Origin of the sequence: Knoellia locipacati, from assembly GCF_007992835.1 — a bacterium.
Classification (GTDB): Bacteria; Actinomycetota; Actinomycetes; order Actinomycetales; family Dermatophilaceae; genus Knoellia; species Knoellia locipacati.
In genome coordinates, this window is sequence record NZ_BKBA01000003.1 from 319,959 (window position 1) to 337,859 (window position 17,901).

The following is a 17,901-nucleotide window of genomic DNA, read 5'->3' on the forward strand; positions in this document are numbered from 1 at the left end:
CCCCGCCGATCGAGGTGGGCTCACCCCCACCGGGGCTCACCAGAGGTCGGCCGTCGAGAACCGCCCGTTCGAGCCGTCGAACACGACGACGATCCGCATGTCGGTGAAGCCGTCGTTGCCCTCGCAGATCGTCGTCTCGTCGGTGGCGACCTTCGGTGTGGCAGGACAGGTGACGTCCTCGTAGAGGAAGTCCCCGTCGCCGTCCTCGAGTGCGGCCGCGAGCGCCTCCCCCGACACGGTGCCGTCCGGCTGCACGGCGACGCGCCCCGACGGCGGGCCGCCGAGGAAGCCGTCCTCCCCACCCATCGCCCCGAAGGCGAACCCGAACAGGAGCATCGGCAGCACGGTCATGGCGATCACCGTGAGCACGGCCCCCACCCCGGCCCCGATGAGCCCGGCGACCCACGGGTTGAGCCCGTTGGGCTGCGGTGCCGGTGCCGGCATTCCGAGGTATGCCGGCGGGCCGGCATACGCAGCGGCGTGCGGACCGGCATACGGGCTCTGTGGACCCGGGTGGCCCGGCACGGGAGCCCCGGGTCCGGGGGTGCCCGGGTACGCCCCGTGGAACGGTCCGGTGGGCGGCGGGTACTGCTGCGACAACGTGGGCTCCTGGGTGCGGGGAGCACAGGGTCGCACGCCGGCGGCGGCGTGGTCGGTGGAACGACCGATTCGTGACCCGACGGTGGCTCGGTGGCGGGTCGTCCTAGCTCCCGGCGTCGACCTGCACCTGGGTCCACGTGAACCGGCCCGACCCGTCGAGGAAGAGGACGACGACCTTCTCGGCCGGGAGGCCCTCGTGGGTGCACACGGACGTGGCGTCGGCGACCACCTGTCGGACGTCCTGACAACGAAGCCGACCTCCGTCAGGATCGAGCGAGCCGGACAGCGCCGCAACCAGCGCCTCCCCCCTCACACCTCCGGACGGGTCCACGGCCACCCTCTCCTCGGCGAGCATCGGCATCGGCTCCCCCATCTCGAGCTCGGTCGAGGACGGCGCGTAGGCGAACCAGCCGACACGACCCATCGGCGACCCGAAAAACACCTGGACGGCCACGAACGCCCCCACGCACAGCGACACGGCCAGCGCGGCGAGCGCGAGCCCGAGGGGCAGCCCCGAGGACGGGGCAGGGCGCGACGGCACGGGCTGGAGTGGCGGCGGAGACGGCTGCGCGGTCATCGGGCACCTCCTGTGGGCACCCCCACGTTCGCACAGCGTCGCGCCCGGCGGAGCCGGTTCAGCGAGCCGACCTCTCGGCCTTCTCCTCCGCCTTGATCCGCGCCCAGGCCTCCTCGACCTCCTCGGGTGAGGAGGCGTCGCCGTCGGCGAAGACGTGCGGGTGCCGCCGGACGAGCTTGGCGACGAGACCACCGGCCACGTCGTCGATGTCGAAGCGGTCGGCGTCGTCACCCGCGTCCTCGGCCACACGGGCGTGGAAGAGCACCTGGAGCAGCACGTCCCCGAGCTCCTCGGCGAGGTGCTCGCGGTCGCCCGACTCGATCGCCTCGACGGTCTCCGCGGCCTCCTCGGTGAGGTACTTCGCGAGCGACTCGTGGGTCTGCTTCGCGTCCCAGGGGCAGCCACCGGGCGACCGCAGCCGGTCCATGACGGCGACAGCGTCGAGCAGGCGCGAGCCGGGCACGTCCCACGAGCCGACGACCATCTCGACCTCGGGCGGGGTCTCGAGCCGGGACACCTCGGACGCGATGGCGTCGGTGAGCCCCGGGTCGGCGTCGGACGAGCCGAGCCAGACGACGTCGGACTCGCGCGACCGGTCGACGAGCAGGCGCGCCAGCTCGGGCGGCGACAGCTCCTCACCCACGGCGTCGACCGACAGCCCCGACTCGACGACGGCGTCGACGACCGGCTCGGTCAGGTCGCGGCACAGGCGCGCGGACGCCGACTCCACGGCGTACCAGGCACTGCGGGACATCAGGCCCGGCGCGACGCGCGGGCTCGTGACGAGGAGGCTCAGCCGCCCCACGACGTCACTGCGCCGGAGCGGTGGGAGCGACCGGGACCATCCAGTTGGGCTGGGCGGCGACGAGCGAGGCCTGCTGCGGGTCGAACGTGCCGTAGCGCGGGTTGATCTTCATGTCGAGCTTCGCGAACTTCTGGGTGAGCGCCTGGCGGCCGGCGTCGTCGACCTGCTGGAGGCTGGCCTCGGCCTGGAGGATCTCGACGGTCGACTCGGCCGGGGTCTCGGGGAAGTCCTTGAGCGCTGCCTTGGCGGCGGACTGGCTCTGGGCCCGGCCCGCGGCGGCCGCGGCCTCGTTGATGTAGGGCGCCCGGATGAGCAGGGTGAGCGTCTGGGCGGCGGTGAGCGGCTGCTCGGGCTTGAACGCCTTGTTGATCTGGGCGGTCGCCTCGCGCACCTGCTGCTCGGTGATGACGCGCCCGTCGACGACCGCGGCGGTCTCGGCCGAGCTCGTGCCCGAGCAGGCGGAGAGGGCGAGAACGCCCGCGAGGGCAATGGCAGTGGTGCGAGCCTTCACGGCCTTCACAAGGTGTCCCTTCGTCAACGGGTGGCCCGGGACCCGGTGCTGGGTCCGGTGGTGGCCACCGCGGCTGCTACCCCGACATTGTCCATGACGACGCTGCGGATCACCGCACCCGCCCACTCGAGGACGTCGCGGTTGCGCAGCGGCTGGCCACCGATGCGCGCCGTCATGGGCTTGGGCACGAGGATCGTGCCGAGTGCGGACTTGATGATCGAGCCCGGGTAGAGGCGCTGCAGGCGCAGCTCCTGGCTCTCGCGCAGCTCGACCGGACCGAACCGGACCGTGGTGCCCTGCACCGAGATGTCGCGGATGCCGGCGGCCCGGGCCACGGTGCGCAGGCGCGCGACCTCGAGGAGGTTGAGCACCGGCTCGGGCAGCTTGCCGTAGCGGTCGACGAGCTCGGCCTCGATCTCGGCGAGGGCGCTCTCGTCGGCGACGGTGGCGAGCTTCTTGTAGGCCTCGAGCCGCAGCCGCTCCCCCGGCACGTAGTCGTGGGGCAGGTGTGCGTCGACCGGCAGCTCGATCTTGATCTCGCCGATCTCCTCGTCGACGTCGCCGCGGAAGCTCGCGACGGCCTCACCGACGAGCCGGACGTAGAGGTCGAAGCCGACACCGGCGATGTGCCCGGACTGCTCGCCGCCAAGGAGGTTGCCCGCGCCCCGGATCTCGAGGTCCTTCATCGCGACCTGCATGCCGGCGCCGAGATCGGTGTGGCTCGCGATGGTCTGGAGCCGGTCGTGGGCGGTCTCGGTGAGCGGCGCCTCGGGCGGGTAGAGGAAGTACGAGTAGGCGCGCTCACGTCCACGGCCGACCCGGCCACGCAGCTGGTGCAGCTGGCTCAGGCCGAGACGGTCGGCCCGCTCGACGACGAGCGTGTTGGCGTTGGAGATGTCGAGTCCGGTCTCGACGATCGTCGTGCAGACGAGGACGTCGAAACGCTTCTCCCAGAAGTCGACGACGACCTCCTCGAGCCGGTGCTCGCCCATCTTGCCGTGGGCGACGGCGATCCGGGCCTCGGGCACGAGCTCACGGATGCGCGCGGCGGCGCGCTCGATCGTCGACACCTTGTTGTGGATGTAGAAGACCTGGCCCTCGCGGAGCAGCTCGCGACGGATCGCGGCGGTGATCTGCTTCTCCTCGTAGGCGCCCACGTAGGTGAGGACGGGGTGCCGCTCCTCCGGAGGCGTTGCGAGAGTGGACATCTCGCGTATGCCGGTCACGGCCATCTCGAGCGTGCGCGGGATCGGTGTCGCGGACATCGCCAGCACGTCGACCGCCGTGCGCAGCGACTTGAGCTGCTCCTTGTGCTCGACACCGAAGCGCTGCTCCTCGTCGACGACGACGAGCCCGAGGTCCTTGAAGCGGACCGAGTCCGAGAGCAGGCGGTGGGTGCCGATGACGAGGTCGACCGTGCCGTCGGCCAGACCCGCGATGACGGCGTCGGACTCCTTCTTGGACACGAACCGGCTCAGCGCCTTGACCGTCACGGGGTAGGGCGCGTAGCGCTCGGTGAAGGTCTGGAGGTGCTGCTGGACGAGCAGCGTCGTCGGAACGAGGACGGCCACCTGCTTGCCGTCCTGGATGGCCTTGAACGCGGCGCGGACGGCGATCTCGGTCTTGCCGTAGCCGACGTCGCCCGCGAGCAGCCGGTCCATCGGCACCTCGCGCTCCATGTCGGCCTTGACCTCGTCGATCGAGCTCAGCTGGTCGGGCGTCTCGACGTAGGCGAAGGCGTCCTCGAGCTCGCGCTGCCACGGGGTGTCCGGGGAGAACGCGTGACCCTTGGTCGCCATGCGCGCGGAGTAGAGCTGGATGAGCTCGGCCGCGATCTGCTTGACGTAGCGACGGGCCTTGGTCTTGGTCTGCTTCCAGTCCGACCCGCCCATCTTGTTGAGGGTGGGCTGCTCGCCGCCGACGTAGCGCGTGACCTGGTCGAGCTGGTCGGTCGGGACGAAGAGCCGGTCGCCGGGCTGCCCGCGCTTGGACGCGGCGTACTCGATGACGAGGTACTCGCGGGTCGCGCCCTGCACGGTGCGCTGCATCATCTCGACGAACCTGCCGACGCCGTGCTGCTCGTGGACGACGAAGTCACCCGGCTTGAGCTGGAGCGGGTCGACCTGGTTGCGGCGGCGCGACGGCATCCGTCGCATGTCCTTGGTGGACGGGCCGCTCGTCGGGGTGCCGGTGAGGTCGGTCTCGGTGAGGACGACGAGGCGGCTGCCCGGGTGGACGAACCCCCGACCGAGCTGGGCGGTCGTCACGTGGACGACCCCCGGGTCGAAGTCGCCGAGCGCCTCGGGGGTCGCGTCGAGCCGCGCCGGCACCTCGGCCTCGCCGAGGACCTCGACGATGCGCTTGGCCGAACCCTGCCCGTCGGTGGCGACGAGGACGCGCCAGCCGTCGTCGGTCCAGCGCCGGAGGTCGGCCGCCGCCGACTCGATGTCACCGCGGTATGCCGTGGCGTCCTCGGTTCCGGTCTCGGCCACCTCGCCGTCGGTCGTGTCGACGGTCTCGGTGTCGAGGGCGAACGGCGTGAGGTCCCACCACGGGTGCTCGGTGTCGCGGGCGTGGTCGCGCAGGTCGGCGACCGTCCAGAACGACGCCGACCCCAGGATCTTCTCGAGGTCGATGGGGACGGCGTTGCCGGCGGCCGCGTTGGCCCAGCCTGCCTCGAGGAACTCCTGGCTCGTCGCGACGAGGTCGTGGGCGCGGGTGCGGACGCGCTCGGGGTCGCAGGTCACGACCGGGGAGCCGGCGGGGAAGCTGTCGAGCATCGACTCCATGCCGTCGACGAGCGCGGGGGCGAGCGACTCCATGCCCTCGACGGCGATGCCGGCGGCGAGCTTGTGGAGGAGGTCTGCGGCGCCGGGCAGCTGGTCGGCGAGCGCGGCGGCACGGTCGCGCACGGTGTCGGTGAGCAGCACCTCGCGGCAGGGCGGGGCCCACAGGCCGTGCTCGGCCACCTCGAGGGAGCGCTGGTCGGCGACCTTGAACCAGCGGATCTCCTCGACGGTGTCGCCCCAGAACTCGACGCGGAGCGGGTGCTCCTCGGTCGGCGGGAAGACGTCGAGGATGCCACCCCGGACGGCGAACTCGCCCCGGCGCTCGACGAGGTCGGTGCGGCTGTAGGCGGCGTTGACGAGCCCTTCGACCACGGAGTCGGGGTCGTGCTCCTCACCGGCGCGCAGGGCGACCGGCTCGAGGTCGCCCAGGCCCGTGGAGATCGGCTGGAGGACGGCGCGCACGGGGGCGACGACCACCGAGAGGGGGCCGTGGGCGACGTCGTCGTCGGCGACCGTCGCCGGGTGGGCGAGACGCCGGAGGACCGCGAGGCGGCGGCCGACGGTGTCCGAGCGCGGGCTGAGGCGCTCGTGCGGCAGCGTCTCCCACGAGGGGAAGTCGGCGACGACGTCGGGGTCGAGGACGCAGCCGAGCGCCGCCGTGAGGTCCTCGGCCTCGCGGCTCGTCGCGGTGACGACGAGCAGCGGCAGCCGGTCGGGCGCGGTGGCGCGCAGCCGCTCGACCGCCGCGGCGATGAGGGTGGGCCTCGCGCCGGCGCTCACGGAGACGTCGAGCGTCACCGTGCCACGGTCGGTGGCGGTGTCGAGGAGGGAGGAGATCTGGGGTGCCGCGCCGAGCTGGTCGACGAGGGGTTGCAGCGTGGGCATCGCCCCTCAGCCTAACGGGGCGCGGTGACAGTCAGCTCCCGGCGGCAGGGGCGTGGAACCGCTGCTGGGTGTCGAGCAGGCCCTGCGTGACGAGCATCTCGACCGCGTCGGCGGCGTCCCCGAGGAGGAAGGGCAGCTCCTTGCGCTCGGTCGGCGAGAAGTCCTTGAGCACGTAGTCCGCGGCCTCCTGGCGGCCGGGCGGGCGGCCGATGCCGACCCGCACCCGCAAATAGTCGCGGGTGCCGAGCGACTTCGAGATCGAGCGCAGGCCGTTGTGGCCACCCTCGCCGCCGCCGAGCTTGAGGCGGACGTCACCGGCGGGGATGTCGAGCTCGTCGTGGACGACGACGAGCCGCTCCGGGCCCACCGAGAAGAAGCCCATGAGCGCCTTGACCGGCCCACCGGACTCGTTCATGTAGCTGTGGGGCACGGCGATGACCGCGCTCGGGCCGGGCACTCCCCCGGGCCCGGTGCCGATCCGCACCTGGGCAGCCGACGCCCGCGCCTTGTGCGCGCGCAGCGCGCTCCTCGTCCGCGAGGCCAGCTCGTCGACCACCATCGCTCCGACGTTGTGGCGGTTGCCGGCATACGTCGGTCCCGGGTTGCCCAGACCGATGACCATCCACGTCTCACTCACACCGCACGAGTATGCCGGGTGCCCGCGTCCGCAGCGGCGGTCGCCTTCCCCAGCACTGCTGCAGACGCAGGGTGCCGCACTGGTTGCGTCCGCAGTGGTGGTCACCTTCGCGACCACTCCTGCGGACGCGAGAGGTGTCGTGGCACGCGAACGGGCCCGGTCCGCAGTGGACCGGGCCCGTTCGGGATGCGCGTCAGTCACGCAACGGCGTGGGGACTCAGGCGTCCTCGGACTTCGCCTCGTCGCCCTCGGTCGCCTCGCCCTCGGCAGCCTCGCCCTCGGTCGCCTCGGCGTCCTCGTCGGACTCTTCGTGCTCGATGCCGGCCTCGGCCTCGGCCTCGGCGAGCTCGGCCTCGAGGGCCTCGGCGGAGATCTGCTGGGTGACGTTGACGACGAGCGCCTCGGCGTCGGTGACGAGCGTCGCACCGGCGGGCAGCTCGACGGCGCCGGCGAGGATCTGGGTGCCGGCCTCGAGGCCCTCGACGGAGACGGTGACCGACTCGGGGATGTTGGTTGCCTCGGCCTCGACCTGCAGGCTCGAGTGGTCCAGGCTGACGACCGTCTCGGGGGCGGCCTCGCCCTCGAGGTGCACGGGGACGTCGACGGTGACCTTCTCGCCCTTGCGGACGATGACGAGGTCGATGTGCTCGATGACCGGCTTGATCGGGTCGCGCTGGACGTCCTTGGCGAGAGCCATCTGCTCGTCACCGTCGAGGACGATCGTGAGGAGCGCGTTCGGGTTCTTCAGCGCCATCATCGCGTCGTGGCCGACGAGCGTGATGTGGACGGGGGCCGCGCCGTGGCCGTACATGACCGCGGGGATCTTGTGGTCGCGGCGGATCTGGCGGGCGGCGCCCTTGCCGAACTGGGTGCGGGTCTCGGCCTGCAGCTTGATGGTGTCGTTGGACACGGTGTCTCCTGGTGACTTGAGGCGAATCGGTCGGGTGACGGCGGTGGGGGGGTCGACGTCTGCGGCGGCCTCGACGCGGGACACGGCACGGACAGGCGCGCTGGCCCGCGGATCATCCGGTCTCTGCGACCTCAGGATCTGCGGCCACCGCGTCGATCACGGACGCGCATGGCCCGAACAGCTCTGGCCGGTGCAGCGTCCCTCGCCGAGGCAACCCCGAGAGTCTAGGCCAGCGGTGCGTGGCAGGCCAATCGGCGTATGCCGTCCGCCCACGTCCCGGGTCAGCGGGGCTTCGCGGCGGTGGGGGTGAGGACGGACTCGCTGGTGGGGACGGCGAGCGCGTCGTCGGCGGGCAGGTCGGGCTGCTCGTCCGAGCCCTCACCCAGCCTCACGGCCACGACACCGGCGAGGATGAGCGCGCCGCCCGCGAGCTGGATGAGCCCGGGCAGCTCCCCGAGCAGGGCCCACGCGATGAGCACCGCGAAGAGGACCTCGGACAGCCCGACGAAGCTCGCGATGGTCGCGCCGACGAGGCGCGTGCCGATGACGCCGACGCCGTAGGCGATGGCGGCGGCGACGACCGCGAGCTCGGCGACGGGCACCCACCACGCGACGGTCGCCCCGGCGATCTCGACGCTCTCGCGCGACGTCCCGTAGTCGATGAGCCCCGTCGCACTGGCGGCGACGAGGAGCACGGCGCCGACACCGAGACCGAAGCCGGCGAGGGCCAGCGGCGGCAGCGACTCCTCGTGCTCGTGGCCCGAGGTCACGTAGAAGGTCGCGAGGCCCACGGCGGCGAGCAGGCCCCAGACGACACCGCTCCACGAGATCTCGACGCCGGAGAAGACGTCGAGCACGAGGACGAGCCCGGCGATCGACAGGACGACGCCGGCGAGGGTGAGCCGCGAGGGACGGCGGCCGTGCGCAGCCCACATCCAGCCGACGACGAAGACGACGCCGAGGTACTCGAGGAGCAGGGCGACCGCGACCGACAGCGACTCGACGGCGTTGAAGTAGGCGAACTGGCAGCCCGCCACGGCCACCGCACCGAAGGCGAGGACCTGGGCGGCGTTGCGGCGCAGGAGGTGCCACCGGCCGCGGACCTCCCAGAGCGCGACGGGCGCCATGAGGAGCGCGGCGAACCCAACCCGCCAGGTGACGACCCCGCCCGGCGTCCACCCTGCCTGGAGGAGGGACTTGGCGAACGCGCCGGACGAGCCGAAGGTCGCCGAGGCGAGGAGCACGAGCAGGAAGCCGATGAGCATCGCGCGTGGCGTACGGGTCTGGATGCCAGCGTTCACGATGCCGCCTCGTCAGGAGTAATGTGTGATGTTGGTCCTTACGTGGGCGACGCTAGACCTCCCGGATGTCAGGAGTCAAGATGGTCTTTGCATATGACACGGAGCTGACGCTCCAGCACGCGGTCGTGCTGATGAACTCCGCGCCCGGCTTCGGCGACGACACCGACGAGGAGCTGCCGACGGTCGCCGCCCTCGTGGCCCACCTCGACGCCTGGGACTGGAGCGGCGGGCGTCCCCGCACGCGCGCCGAGCTCGACGACGTGCACGCCCTGCGCCCCCGCCTGCGTGAGCTCTGGGGCCGCGACGTCGAGGGGCTCGTCGAGGGTGTCAACGAGCTGCTCGCCGAGCACCGGGCCCTTCCCCGGCTCGTGCGCCACGACGACCTCGACTGGCACATCCACGCCACGCAGGACGACGACCCGATCGCCAAGCGGATGGCCGTCGAGGCCGCGATGGCGATCATCGACCTCATCCGCGCCGGCGAGACCGAGCGCCTGCGCATCTGCGCCGCCGACGACTGCGGCGACGTCGTCATCGACCTCAGCAAGAACCGGAGCCGGCGCTACTGCGACGGGACGTGCGCCAACAAGGCGCACGTCGCGGCATACCGCGCTCGTCAGCAGTCCTGACGCGTTTCGCCACGCAGCATTCTCGGGTGACCCGATCAAGGCCCGCTCGACCCGACATGCCAACTCGGGTCGAGCGCAGCATGATCAGGTGACCCGATCATGCTGGGGGCCCGAGGCGGACCTAGGCGCGGCCGCCGAAGAGGCTCGTCACCGAGCCGTCCTCGAAGACCTCCTTGATCGCGGCGCTGATGAGCGGCGCGATCGACAGCACGGTGAGCCCCTCGAACTCGAGCTCGGGCGCGATCGGGAGGGTGTTGGTGACGATGACCTCGCGGGCGGCGCAGTCGCGCAGCCGGTCGGTGGCCGGCGCCGAGAGGATCGCGTGCGTCGCCGCGATGATGACGTCCTTGGCACCGTCGGCCATGAGCGCGTCGGCGGCCTTGGTGATCGTGCCGCCGGTGTCGATCATGTCGTCGACGAGCACGCACACGCGGCCCTTGACCTCACCGACGACGCGGTTGGCGACGGCCTGGTTGGGCTGGTTGATGTCGCGCGTCTTGTGGATGAAGGCCAGCGGCGCACCACCGAGACGCTTGGACCACTGCTCGGCGACCTTGATGCGGCCGGCGTCGGGCGAGACGACGGCGAGGTCCTCGTGGCCGTACTTGGCCGACACGTAGTCCGACAGCACCGGCTGGGCCATGAGGTGGTCGACGGGGCCGTCGAAGAAGCCCTGGATCTGGTCGGTGTGCAGGTCGACGGCGATGAGGCGGTCGGCGCCGGCGGTGCGGAAGAGGTCGGCGATGAGGCGGGCCGAGATCGGCTCGCGACCGCGGTGCTTCTTGTCCTGGCGGGCGTAGCCGTAGAACGGCATGACGACGGTGATCCGCTTGGCGCTGGCCCGCTTGAGCGCGTCGATCATGAGCAGGTGCTCCATGATCGCCTCGTTGAGCGGGGCGGCGTGGCTCTGGATGACGAACGCGTCGGAGCCGCGCACGGACTCCTCGTAGCGGACGTAGATCTCACCGTTGGCGAAGTTGTAGGCGCTGGTCGGCACGAGCTCGGTGCCGAGCAGCGCGGCGATCTCCTGGGCGAGCCCGGGGTGCGAGCGCCCCGAGAAGACCATGAGCTTCTTCTTGGGCTTCTTGCGGATGTTGGCGGACTTGGGGCGGTCTTCCTTCGTCATGCTCAGGCCTTTCCTTCTCGTGACGCAGGTTCCGCGCTCTTCCCGGTATGCCGGGTGCCCGCCTCCGTGGCCGCGACGGCCGCCGCCTCGGTCTTGCTGCCTGCACGGGCCCGGGCGACCCAGCCGTCGACGTTCTTCTGACGTCCACGGGCCACGGCGATCTGTCCGGGCTCGATGTCCGCCGTGATGGCGCTGCCGGCCGCGACGTAGGCGCCGTCGGCGATGTCGACCGGCGCGACGATGACGGTGTCGGAGCCGATGAACGAGTGCGCACCGATCGTCGTGTGGTGCTTGGCCACGCCGTCGTAGTTGGCGAAGATCGTGCCGGCGCCGACGTTGGCGCCCTCGCCGATCGTCGCGTCGCCGCAGTAGGTGAGGTGCGGCACCTTGGCGCCGTCGCCGATGCGGGCGTTCTTGGTCTCCACGAAGCCGCCGATCTTGCCCTTGACCCCGAGGACGGTGCCGGGGCGCAGGTAGGAGAACGGCCCGACGGTGGCGCGCTCGCCGATGACGGCGAGGACGGCCTCGGTGCGCTTGACCTCGGCGCCGTCGTGGACCTCGGTGTCGGTGAGGGTCGTGTCCGGGCCAATCCGCGCCCCGGACCCGATCGACGTCGCGCCGAGCAGCTGGGTGCCGGGCAGGATCGTCGCGTCGCGGCCGATGCTCACGTCGCTGTCGATCCACGTGGTGGCGGGGTCGACGATGGTGACGCCCTCGCGCATCCAGCGCTCGTTGTTGCGCCGGTTGAGCTCCTTGCCGAGCGCCGCGAGCTGGACGCGGTCGTTGACGCCCTCGGTCTGCCAGAGGTCGTCGATGACGTGGGCGTCGACGGTCCGGCCGCCGTCACGGGCGATCCTCAGCACGTCGGTGAGGTACTTCTCGCCCTGGGCGTTGTCGGTGCCGACCTGCGCCAGGGCCTCGCGCAGCACCTCGACGTCGAACGCGTAGATGCCCGAGTTGATCTCGGTGATCGCGCGCTGATCGTCGGTGGCGTCCTTCTGCTCGACGATGCCGGCGACGTGGCCGTCGGCGTCGCGCACGATCCGGCCGTAGCCCTGCGGGTTGTCGAGGTGCGCCGTGATGACGGTCGCGGCGCTGCCGGACGCGTCGTGGCGGGCCACGAGCTCGACGAGCGTCTCGCCGGTGAGCAGGGGGACGTCGCCGTAGGTCACGAGCACGGTGCCGCTGAGGTCGGCCGGCAGGGCGTCGAGGGCGCACTCGGTCGCGCGACCGGTGCCCTTGACCTCGTCCTGGTCGGCGATCGTGGCCTCGGCATCGACCTCGGCGATGTGCGCGGCGACGAGGTCGCGCTCGTGCCGGACGACGACGGCGAGGTGCTGCGGACCGGTGACGCGGGCGGCCGCGATGGCGTGCCCGACGAGGCTGCGGCCCCCGATCCGGTGCAGCACCTTGGGGGTGGCTGACTTCATCCGGGTTCCCTCGCCTGCGGCGAGGATGATGACTGCGGCGGGCCGGGCATTGGTCACGAGCGGTGCTCCCGAGGTTCGTGGCGGCGTACCGCGCCACTGTACCGACGAGTTGGCCGTATGCCGTCCACGCCCTTTCCCGGGCCGCTCAGGTGGGCAGCACGGGGGTGCGTCGCACGAGCAGGCTGAGCACCCCGGCCCCGCCGAAGAGCACGGCGGACAGGGTCACGACACCGGGCCACCCGGCATACGACCAGGCATGTCCGCCGGCGGTGCCGAAGAGGGAGGAGCCGAGGTAGTAGGCGAAGAGGTAGAGCGAGGCGGCCTGCCCGGCGGCCACTCCCCCGGCGTGGGCCCGCACCGGCACCCAGCCGCTGGCGACGCCGTGGACGACGAAGAAGCCGGCCGTCATGAGCGCGATGCCGGCGACGACCGCGACGAGGGCGCCCGAGAGGGTGACGGTGAGTCCGGCGAGGGCGAGGACGGCACCGGCCGGTGCGACGGCCCGGCGCCCGAAGCGGTCCGCGAGCCGCCCGGCGACGGCGGACCCGAACGACCCGCACGCGTAGACGAGGAAGACGAGGCTCGCGGCGCCCAGGCTCAGCCCGAACTGCGGGCTCGTGAGCCGGAAGCCGAGGGCGTTGAAGACCGCGACGAAGCCGCCGCAACCGAGCATCCCGATGCCGTAGAGCGCGAGCAGGACGGGGTCGGACAGGGCCCGTCGGGTCATCGCGAGGGCAGTGCGTCGCCCGGCCGGACGGGGCACGAAGTGGCGCGAGGCAGGCAGGGCGAACCACACGACGATGGCACACACGAGCGCGAGCGCGGCCACGGCGCCGAGGGCCCACCGCCACCCCCACAGGTCCGCCACGGGGCCGGTCGCGAGCCGCCCGGTCATGCCGCCGATCGCGTTGCCGCCGATGTAGAGGCCGGCGGCCCGGGCCTGCGCCCCCGGTGCAGCTCCTCACGCAGGTATGCCGTGGCCACCGCGGGCAGCCCGGCGATCGTCACGCCGAGGACGAGTCGCAGACCGAGGAACGTGGGCCAGGTCGGTGCGACGGCCGAGGCCGCCGCGACGACGACGGAGGTGACGAGGCTCGCGTGGATGAGCCGGGTACGGCCGATGCGGTCCGACAGCGGCCCGGCGAGCAGGAGGGTGAGCGCGAGCGCGCCGGTGGTGAGCGACAACGACAGCGTGCTGTCGGCGGCGGAGACCTCGAAGTCGGCGGCGAGTGCGGGGAAGAGCGACTGCGACCCGTAGATGAGCGTGAACGTGGCGACGCCGGCGGCGAAGAGCGACAGGACGACCCGGCGGTAGCCGGGGGTGCCGGGGCGGTGGCCCGACTCGGCGGTCGAGGCCGTCTGCCGCGCGGCGGCGAGGGGGGTCGGGGACGTCACTCCTCGAGGGTGCGCCTGCGCGCTGCATACGTCCAATGTCGTCCATGGCCGAATCCCATACGTCAGGCGCATGATGGGGCCATGGACCTGCGTGACCTCGACTGGCTCGTCACCCTCGCCGAGCACGGGCACGTGACCGAGGCGGCGTCGGCGCTGGGGGTGAGCCAGCCGACGCTGTCGCGGGCGCTCGCCCGGGTGGAGGGCGCAATGGGGACACGGCTGTTCGAGCGGCTGCCGAGCGGTGTCGTGCCGACCCCCGACGGCGAGCTCGTCCTCGACGCGGCGCGCGACATCGGCGCCCGGCACGCGCAGGTGCTCGCCGACCTCGCCGGGCGGCTCGACCCCGAGAGCGGCACGGTGCGTCTCGCCTTCCTCGACTCGATGTCGACCTCGCTCGTGCCGCGGGTGCTGCGCGAGTTCCACGCGTCGGCACCGGCCGTCCGCGTCCTGCTCACGCAGGAGCCGCACCACCACATCACTCGCGACCTCGACTCCGGCGCCGTCGAGCTGGCGATCACGTCGTGGCTGCCCGAGGGCCCGTTCGGGTGGCTGCCGCTGCAGCGGGAGCGGCTCGTCCTCGTCGTCGGGCCGGGCCACCGGTGGCGGTCCCGACGACGGATCTCGCTCGCGTCCTTGCGGGGCGAGGAGCTCGTGACGACCCCGCAGGGCTTCGGCTACCGCGCGCTCGTCGACGACCTGCTGGCCGAGGCGGGTGTCACCCCGACGGTGTCCTTCGAGAGCGCGGACCTGGCGACCATCGAGGGACTGGTGTCCGCCGGGCTCGGTGTCGCCGTGCTGCCCGAGCAGTTCGCCGGACAGACGGGCACGGTCGGCATCCCGCTGGCCACCGCCGCGGCCCGTCGCACCATCGGGCTCACGTGGCGGACCGACCGGCTGCTGGCGCCGCCGGCGGCCCGTTTCCTCGACTTCGTCGACGCGTCGGTGGCGCTGAGGTCCTGAGCCGCGATCCTCGCTCCGCGGGCCCGGCCATCCGCGCGGCGCGGGCTGTCGGCGGGTGGTGCCATGGTGGGGCGATGGCGACGATCTACTACACGGCATCGACCCTCGACGGCTTCATCGCGACGACCGACCACTCGCTCGAGTGGCTGCTCTCGCGGGACGTCGCGGGTGACGCCGACATGGGCTACGACACGTTCGCGCCCCGCGTCGGCGCCTGCGCGATGGGGGCGAGCACCTGGCAGTGGCTGCTCGACCACGACCCCGAGGGCTGGACACCCAAGCCGACGTGGGTGTTCACCCACCGCGACTTCGCCCCCTCCGAGCAGGTGACCTACACGACGGCCGACGTGGCCCAGGTGCATGCCGAGATGGTCGACAAGGCCGCCGGCAAGGACGTGTGGGTCGTCGGCGGTGGCGACCTCGCCGGCCAGTTCCACGACGCCGGGCTGCTCGACGAGGTGTGGGTGCAGTACGCCCCGGTGACCCTCGGCGCCGGCGCCCCGGTCCTGCCGCGCCACGTCGAGCTCCGGCTCGAGGAGGTGGCCCGCAACCGCGACTTCATGTGCGGCCGCTACTCCGTGGTGCGCGACGCCTGAGCAGCTCACCGCTGCTCCCCGGGTAGGAGTCGAACCTACGTCGCTAGTCCTGATTCAAAGTCAGGCGGGCCCTGCCGGCAGACCAACCGGGGAACGATGCGCGCGGGGCGAGCCGCGGCATACGACGCACAGGGTAGTTGACCCCGTGGGGGACCTCACCCACGTCGCGCCAGCGGCCGCTTGCCACGCAGGGCACAATGGGGCGAGTGAGTCGAGACCAGGCAGCGACCAAGGTACGCACTCCGCGGGGGCGGATGACCGGGGCCCAGCGGCGTGAGCAGCTCATCGGCATCGGCCGGCAGCTCTTCGCCCACCGCGGCTACGAGGCGACGACCGTCGAGGAGATCGCGAGTGTCGCGGGTGTCTCGAAGCCCGTCGTCTACGAGCACTTCGGCGGCAAGGAGGGCCTGTACGCCGTCGTCGTCGACCGCGAGATCCAGGCGCTGCTCGGGGCGATCGCCGGGGCGCTGACGTCCGAGGGTGGTTCGCGGGCCCTGCTCGAGCGGGCCGCGACGGCGCTGCTGGACTACATCGAGACCTCGACCGACGGCTTCCGGATCCTCGTGCGTGACTCGCCGCCCGGGCAGCAGACCGGCAACTTCGCCTCGCTCATGTCCGACGTCGCTTCGCAGGTCGAGCACCTGCTCGCGGCGCAGTTCACCAACCGTGGGCTCGACCCCAAGCAGGCACCGATGTACGCGCAGATGCTCGTCGGCATGGTGGCCCTCACCGGCCAGTGGTGGCTCGAGAACCCCAAGGCCAAGAAGCGCGACGTCGCCGCGGCGCTGGTCAACCTCGCGTGGAACGGGCTCACCGGGCTCGAGTCGAAGCCGACGATCACCCACACCTGACCCGCGCCCGACCGCGACTGCTTGCCCCGTCGGGTCAGACGGTGAAGTCGAGCTTGGGCGGTGCGACCTGCTGGAACTCGACACGGTTGCCGACGGGGTCGTCCGTGTGGAACCGCTGGACGCCGGGCACCTCGTTGTTCCAGCGCACCTCTCCTCCGGCACCCGCGATCGCCGCGGCCAGCGACGCGACGTCGTCGACGCCGAAGCACGGGTGGGCCTTGCGGGCCGGGACGAATCCCTCCTCGACGCCGCAGTGCAGCTCCTGCTCACCGGCGGCGAACCACACCCCACCACGCGCGGCGAGCACCGGCGGCTTCGGGAGCTCGGGCAGGCCGCAGACGACGCCGTAGAAGTGGCGCAGCAGGTCCTCGGTGCCGGCCGGGCAGGCGAGCTGGACGTGGTGCAGGCCGACGACGGCCATCAGTCGTTCTTCCGGGCGACCGCGAAGACGCGTCGGAACGGGAAGACGACGCCGACCTCGCTGCGCGGATAGGCCTCGCGCAGCGCCGCGGCATACGGCTCGAGGAACGCCTCACGCTCCTCGCCCTCCGGGAGGATGTCGAGGACCGGGCGCAGGCCCGTGCTGCTCACCCAGTCGAGGACGGGGTTGTCGGACTCCTGATCGGGGTCGAGGACGTGCGAGTACACCGTCTCCCACGCGTCGACCGTCGTGCCGTGGCGGCTGAGGAACGTGAGGTAGGTCTTGGGCTCGCCCACGGCCGGCAGGTCGAGCGCGGCGAGCAGCTCGTTGGCGCGAGGGTGCGTGGCCGCGGTCTCGCGCATCAGGGCGTGGCTCGGGGCGTCGAAGTTGTTGGGGACCTGGAGGGCGAGCCAGCCACCGGGGGCGAGCGCGTCGACCCAGGTCGGCAGCAGGTCGAGGTGACCCGGCACCCACTGCAGCGTCGAGTTCGTGATGATGACGTCGGGGGTCTCGCCGAGCGAGGCAGGGTCCCAGTCCTTGAGGTCGGACTGGACCCACTCGACGCGGTTGTCCGTGTCGAGTGCGCGGGCCGCCTCGAGCATCGACTCGGCGGCGTCGACACCGACGATGCGCGCGTCCGGCCACAGCTCGGCGAGCGTGAGCGTCGCCGGTCCGTTGCCGCAGCCGAGGTCGACGACGAGCGACGGCGCGTCCACCTGGACCTGGGCGACGAGGTCGGCGAACGGACGGCTGCGCTGCTTCCCGAAGCGGGCGTATGCCGTGGGGTCCCAGCTCGGTTGTGTGCGCATCGTTGCTCCTCCTGCTGTCCCGAGCGACCGGTCCGGCCCTCGTCCCCAACTCTTCCCCGCTCATATCTTGATGTCAAGATACTTGACGGGAGTACAGTCGCCCTCATGCCCGAGGATGACGTCGACCGTATCGTCTCGGCCTGGCGTCGTGAGCGTCCCGAGCTCGACGTCACGCCACTGGAGATCCTCAGCCGCGTCTCCCGGCTGGCGCGACGGCTCGACCTCGCCCGCGGCGCCGCGTTCAGCGAGCACGGCCTCGACGGCTGGGAGTTCGACGTCCTGTCGGCGCTGCGCCGGGCCGGCAAGCCCTACGAGCTCTCCCCCGGGCAGCTCGTCGCGCAGACGCTGGTGACGAGCGGGACCATGACGAACCGGGTCGACCGGCTGCTCGCGCGGGGCTTCGTCGAGCGCCGGCCCGACCCGCGCGACCGCCGTGGCGTCATCGTGCGCCTCACCCCCGACGGCATGCGGACCGTCGACGCCGCCCTCGATGACCTCCTCACCCACGAGCGCGAGCTGCTCGCGGACCTGCCGAACGGCCAGCGCACCGCGCTCGCCGACCAGCTGCGCGTCCTGCTCACGCCGTTCGAGCGCCCCACCGCCTGACTCGACCCGCGCGCCTCACCTTTCCCGCCTGAAGTGGGTTGCGTGCACTGCGCCCGGCGTCCG

The 17,901-nt window shown here is 72.1% G+C and carries 17 protein-coding genes, 1 tRNA gene and 1 pseudogene; 5 read left to right on the forward strand and 14 right to left on the reverse strand.

Features of this window, described 5'->3' with window-relative positions; all coding sequences use genetic code 11:
• Positions 1-36: 36 nt before the first annotated feature.
• The 8 genes from KLO01_RS02995 to KLO01_RS03030 all read right to left on the reverse strand — a co-directional run bounded on the left by KLO01_RS02995 (position 37) and on the right by KLO01_RS03030 (position 9,015).
• Positions 37-600 carry a hypothetical protein gene (locus KLO01_RS02995; protein ID WP_147062059.1) on the reverse strand — a complete coding sequence of 188 codons (564 nt, stop codon included), beginning with the start codon at positions 598-600 and terminating at the stop codon, positions 37-39.
• A 103-nt stretch (positions 601-703) separates the two neighbouring features.
• Complete coding sequence (locus KLO01_RS03000) at positions 704-1,177, reverse strand: hypothetical protein (RefSeq protein WP_147062060.1); 474 nt, start codon at positions 1,175-1,177, stop codon at positions 704-706.
• Positions 1,178-1,235: 58 nt separating this feature from the next.
• Positions 1,236-1,982 carry a MazG family protein gene (locus KLO01_RS03005; RefSeq protein WP_147062061.1) on the reverse strand — a complete coding sequence of 249 codons (747 nt, stop codon included), beginning with the start codon at positions 1,980-1,982 and terminating at the stop codon, positions 1,236-1,238.
• A gap of 4 nt (positions 1,983-1,986) precedes the next feature.
• The gene (locus tag KLO01_RS03010; RefSeq protein ID WP_147062062.1) at positions 1,987-2,502 is read right to left on the reverse strand and encodes a hypothetical protein; all 516 of its coding nucleotides are present in this window, start codon (positions 2,500-2,502) and stop codon (positions 1,987-1,989) included.
• A 14-nt stretch (positions 2,503-2,516) separates the two neighbouring features.
• On the reverse strand, positions 2,517-6,167 hold the full coding sequence (gene mfd / locus KLO01_RS03015) for a transcription-repair coupling factor (protein WP_147062063.1): 3,651 nt from the start codon (positions 6,165-6,167) through the stop codon (positions 2,517-2,519).
• Positions 6,168-6,198: 31 nt separating this feature from the next.
• A complete protein-coding gene (pth, locus tag KLO01_RS03020) occupies positions 6,199-6,789 on the reverse strand; it encodes an aminoacyl-tRNA hydrolase (RefSeq protein WP_147063074.1) in 591 nt (196 codons plus the stop codon).
• Positions 6,790-7,021: 232 nt separating this feature from the next.
• Entirely contained in the window at positions 7,022-7,714 is a 693-nt protein-coding gene (locus KLO01_RS03025) for a 50S ribosomal protein L25/general stress protein Ctc (protein ID WP_147062064.1), read from the reverse strand.
• Positions 7,715-7,995: 281 nt separating this feature from the next.
• Positions 7,996-9,015, reverse strand: a complete 1,020-nt coding sequence (locus KLO01_RS03030; RefSeq protein WP_246136025.1) for an EamA family transporter — start codon at positions 9,013-9,015, stop codon at positions 7,996-7,998.
• Positions 9,016-9,095: 80 nt separating this feature from the next.
• On the opposite strand from KLO01_RS03030, the gene KLO01_RS03035 reads away from it, so the two are divergent.
• Entirely contained in the window at positions 9,096-9,644 is a 549-nt protein-coding gene (locus tag KLO01_RS03035; RefSeq protein ID WP_147062065.1) for a CGNR zinc finger domain-containing protein, read from the forward strand.
• A 121-nt stretch (positions 9,645-9,765) separates the two neighbouring features.
• Here KLO01_RS03035 and KLO01_RS03040 read toward each other — a convergent pair whose 3' ends face one another.
• The 3 genes and pseudogenes from KLO01_RS03040 to KLO01_RS17560 form a co-directional block, all read right to left on the reverse strand.
• Positions 9,766-10,770 (reverse strand): ribose-phosphate diphosphokinase, encoded by a 1,005-nt coding sequence (locus KLO01_RS03040; RefSeq protein WP_147062066.1) that lies wholly within the window; start codon positions 10,768-10,770, stop codon positions 9,766-9,768.
• Between the two features lie 2 nt (positions 10,771-10,772).
• Complete coding sequence (gene glmU / locus KLO01_RS03045; RefSeq protein WP_147062067.1) at positions 10,773-12,257, reverse strand: bifunctional UDP-N-acetylglucosamine diphosphorylase/glucosamine-1-phosphate N-acetyltransferase GlmU; 1,485 nt, start codon at positions 12,255-12,257, stop codon at positions 10,773-10,775.
• Positions 12,258-12,345: 88 nt separating this feature from the next.
• A pseudogene (locus KLO01_RS17560) lies at positions 12,346-13,667 on the reverse strand (MFS transporter).
• A 9-nt stretch (positions 13,668-13,676) separates the two neighbouring features.
• Here KLO01_RS17560 and KLO01_RS03055 point away from each other — a divergent pair.
• The gene (locus KLO01_RS03055) at positions 13,677-14,555 is read left to right on the forward strand and encodes a LysR family transcriptional regulator (protein ID WP_147062068.1); all 879 of its coding nucleotides are present in this window, start codon (positions 13,677-13,679) and stop codon (positions 14,553-14,555) included.
• A gap of 74 nt (positions 14,556-14,629) precedes the next feature.
• Positions 14,630-15,151, forward strand: a complete 522-nt coding sequence (locus KLO01_RS03060; protein WP_147062069.1) for a dihydrofolate reductase family protein — start codon at positions 14,630-14,632, stop codon at positions 15,149-15,151.
• Between the two features lie 14 nt (positions 15,152-15,165).
• Here KLO01_RS03060 and KLO01_RS03065 read toward each other — a convergent pair.
• Positions 15,166-15,244 (reverse strand) — tRNA-Gln (locus tag KLO01_RS03065).
• 161 nt (positions 15,245-15,405) lie between these two features.
• Between KLO01_RS03065 and KLO01_RS03070 the strand changes: the two genes are divergently transcribed.
• Entirely contained in the window at positions 15,406-16,002 is a 597-nt protein-coding gene (locus KLO01_RS03070) for a TetR/AcrR family transcriptional regulator (RefSeq protein ID WP_222611930.1), read from the forward strand.
• A 34-nt stretch (positions 16,003-16,036) separates the two neighbouring features.
• Here KLO01_RS03070 and KLO01_RS03075 read toward each other — a convergent pair whose 3' ends face one another.
• The gene (locus KLO01_RS03075) at positions 16,037-16,423 is read right to left on the reverse strand and encodes a VOC family protein (RefSeq protein WP_147062071.1); all 387 of its coding nucleotides are present in this window, start codon (positions 16,421-16,423) and stop codon (positions 16,037-16,039) included.
• Positions 16,423-17,232, reverse strand: a complete 810-nt coding sequence (locus tag KLO01_RS03080) for a methyltransferase domain-containing protein (RefSeq protein WP_147062072.1) — start codon at positions 17,230-17,232, stop codon at positions 16,423-16,425. Before KLO01_RS03080 ends, KLO01_RS03075 begins: the two co-directional genes overlap by 1 nt.
• A 105-nt stretch (positions 17,233-17,337) precedes the next feature.
• Between KLO01_RS03080 and KLO01_RS03085 the strand changes: the two genes are divergently transcribed.
• Positions 17,338-17,838: a MarR family winged helix-turn-helix transcriptional regulator gene (locus KLO01_RS03085; RefSeq protein ID WP_147062073.1), complete on the forward strand. Its 501-nt coding sequence runs from the start codon at positions 17,338-17,340 to the stop codon at positions 17,836-17,838.
• The last annotated feature ends 63 nt before the right edge of the window (positions 17,839-17,901 follow it).

What these genes read in the sequence shown, in the direction of transcription:
- KLO01_RS03000 (WP_147062060.1), bottom strand. Translation starts at nt 1,177, where the DNA reads ATGACCGCGCAGCCGTCTCCGCCGCCACTCCAGCCCGTGCCGTCGCGC.
- mfd (WP_147062063.1), bottom strand. Translation starts at nt 6,167, where the DNA reads ATGCCCACGCTGCAACCCCTCGTCGACCAGCTCGGCGCGGCACCCCAG.
- pth (WP_147063074.1), bottom strand. Translation starts at nt 6,789, where the DNA reads ATGGTCATCGGTCTGGGCAACCCGGGACCGACGTATGCCGGCAACCGC.
- KLO01_RS03035 (WP_147062065.1), top strand. Translation starts at nt 9,096, where the DNA reads ATGGTCTTTGCATATGACACGGAGCTGACGCTCCAGCACGCGGTCGTG.
- KLO01_RS03040 (WP_147062066.1), bottom strand. Translation starts at nt 10,770, where the DNA reads ATGACGAAGGAAGACCGCCCCAAGTCCGCCAACATCCGCAAGAAGCCC.
- KLO01_RS03055 (WP_147062068.1), top strand. Translation starts at nt 13,677, where the DNA reads ATGGACCTGCGTGACCTCGACTGGCTCGTCACCCTCGCCGAGCACGGG.
- KLO01_RS03060 (WP_147062069.1), top strand. Translation starts at nt 14,630, where the DNA reads ATGGCGACGATCTACTACACGGCATCGACCCTCGACGGCTTCATCGCG.
- KLO01_RS03070 (WP_222611930.1), top strand. Translation starts at nt 15,406, where the DNA reads ATGACCGGGGCCCAGCGGCGTGAGCAGCTCATCGGCATCGGCCGGCAG.
- KLO01_RS03075 (WP_147062071.1), bottom strand. Translation starts at nt 16,423, where the DNA reads ATGGCCGTCGTCGGCCTGCACCACGTCCAGCTCGCCTGCCCGGCCGGC.
- KLO01_RS03080 (WP_147062072.1), bottom strand. Translation starts at nt 17,232, where the DNA reads ATGCGCACACAACCGAGCTGGGACCCCACGGCATACGCCCGCTTCGGG.
- KLO01_RS03085 (WP_147062073.1), top strand. Translation starts at nt 17,338, where the DNA reads ATGCCCGAGGATGACGTCGACCGTATCGTCTCGGCCTGGCGTCGTGAG.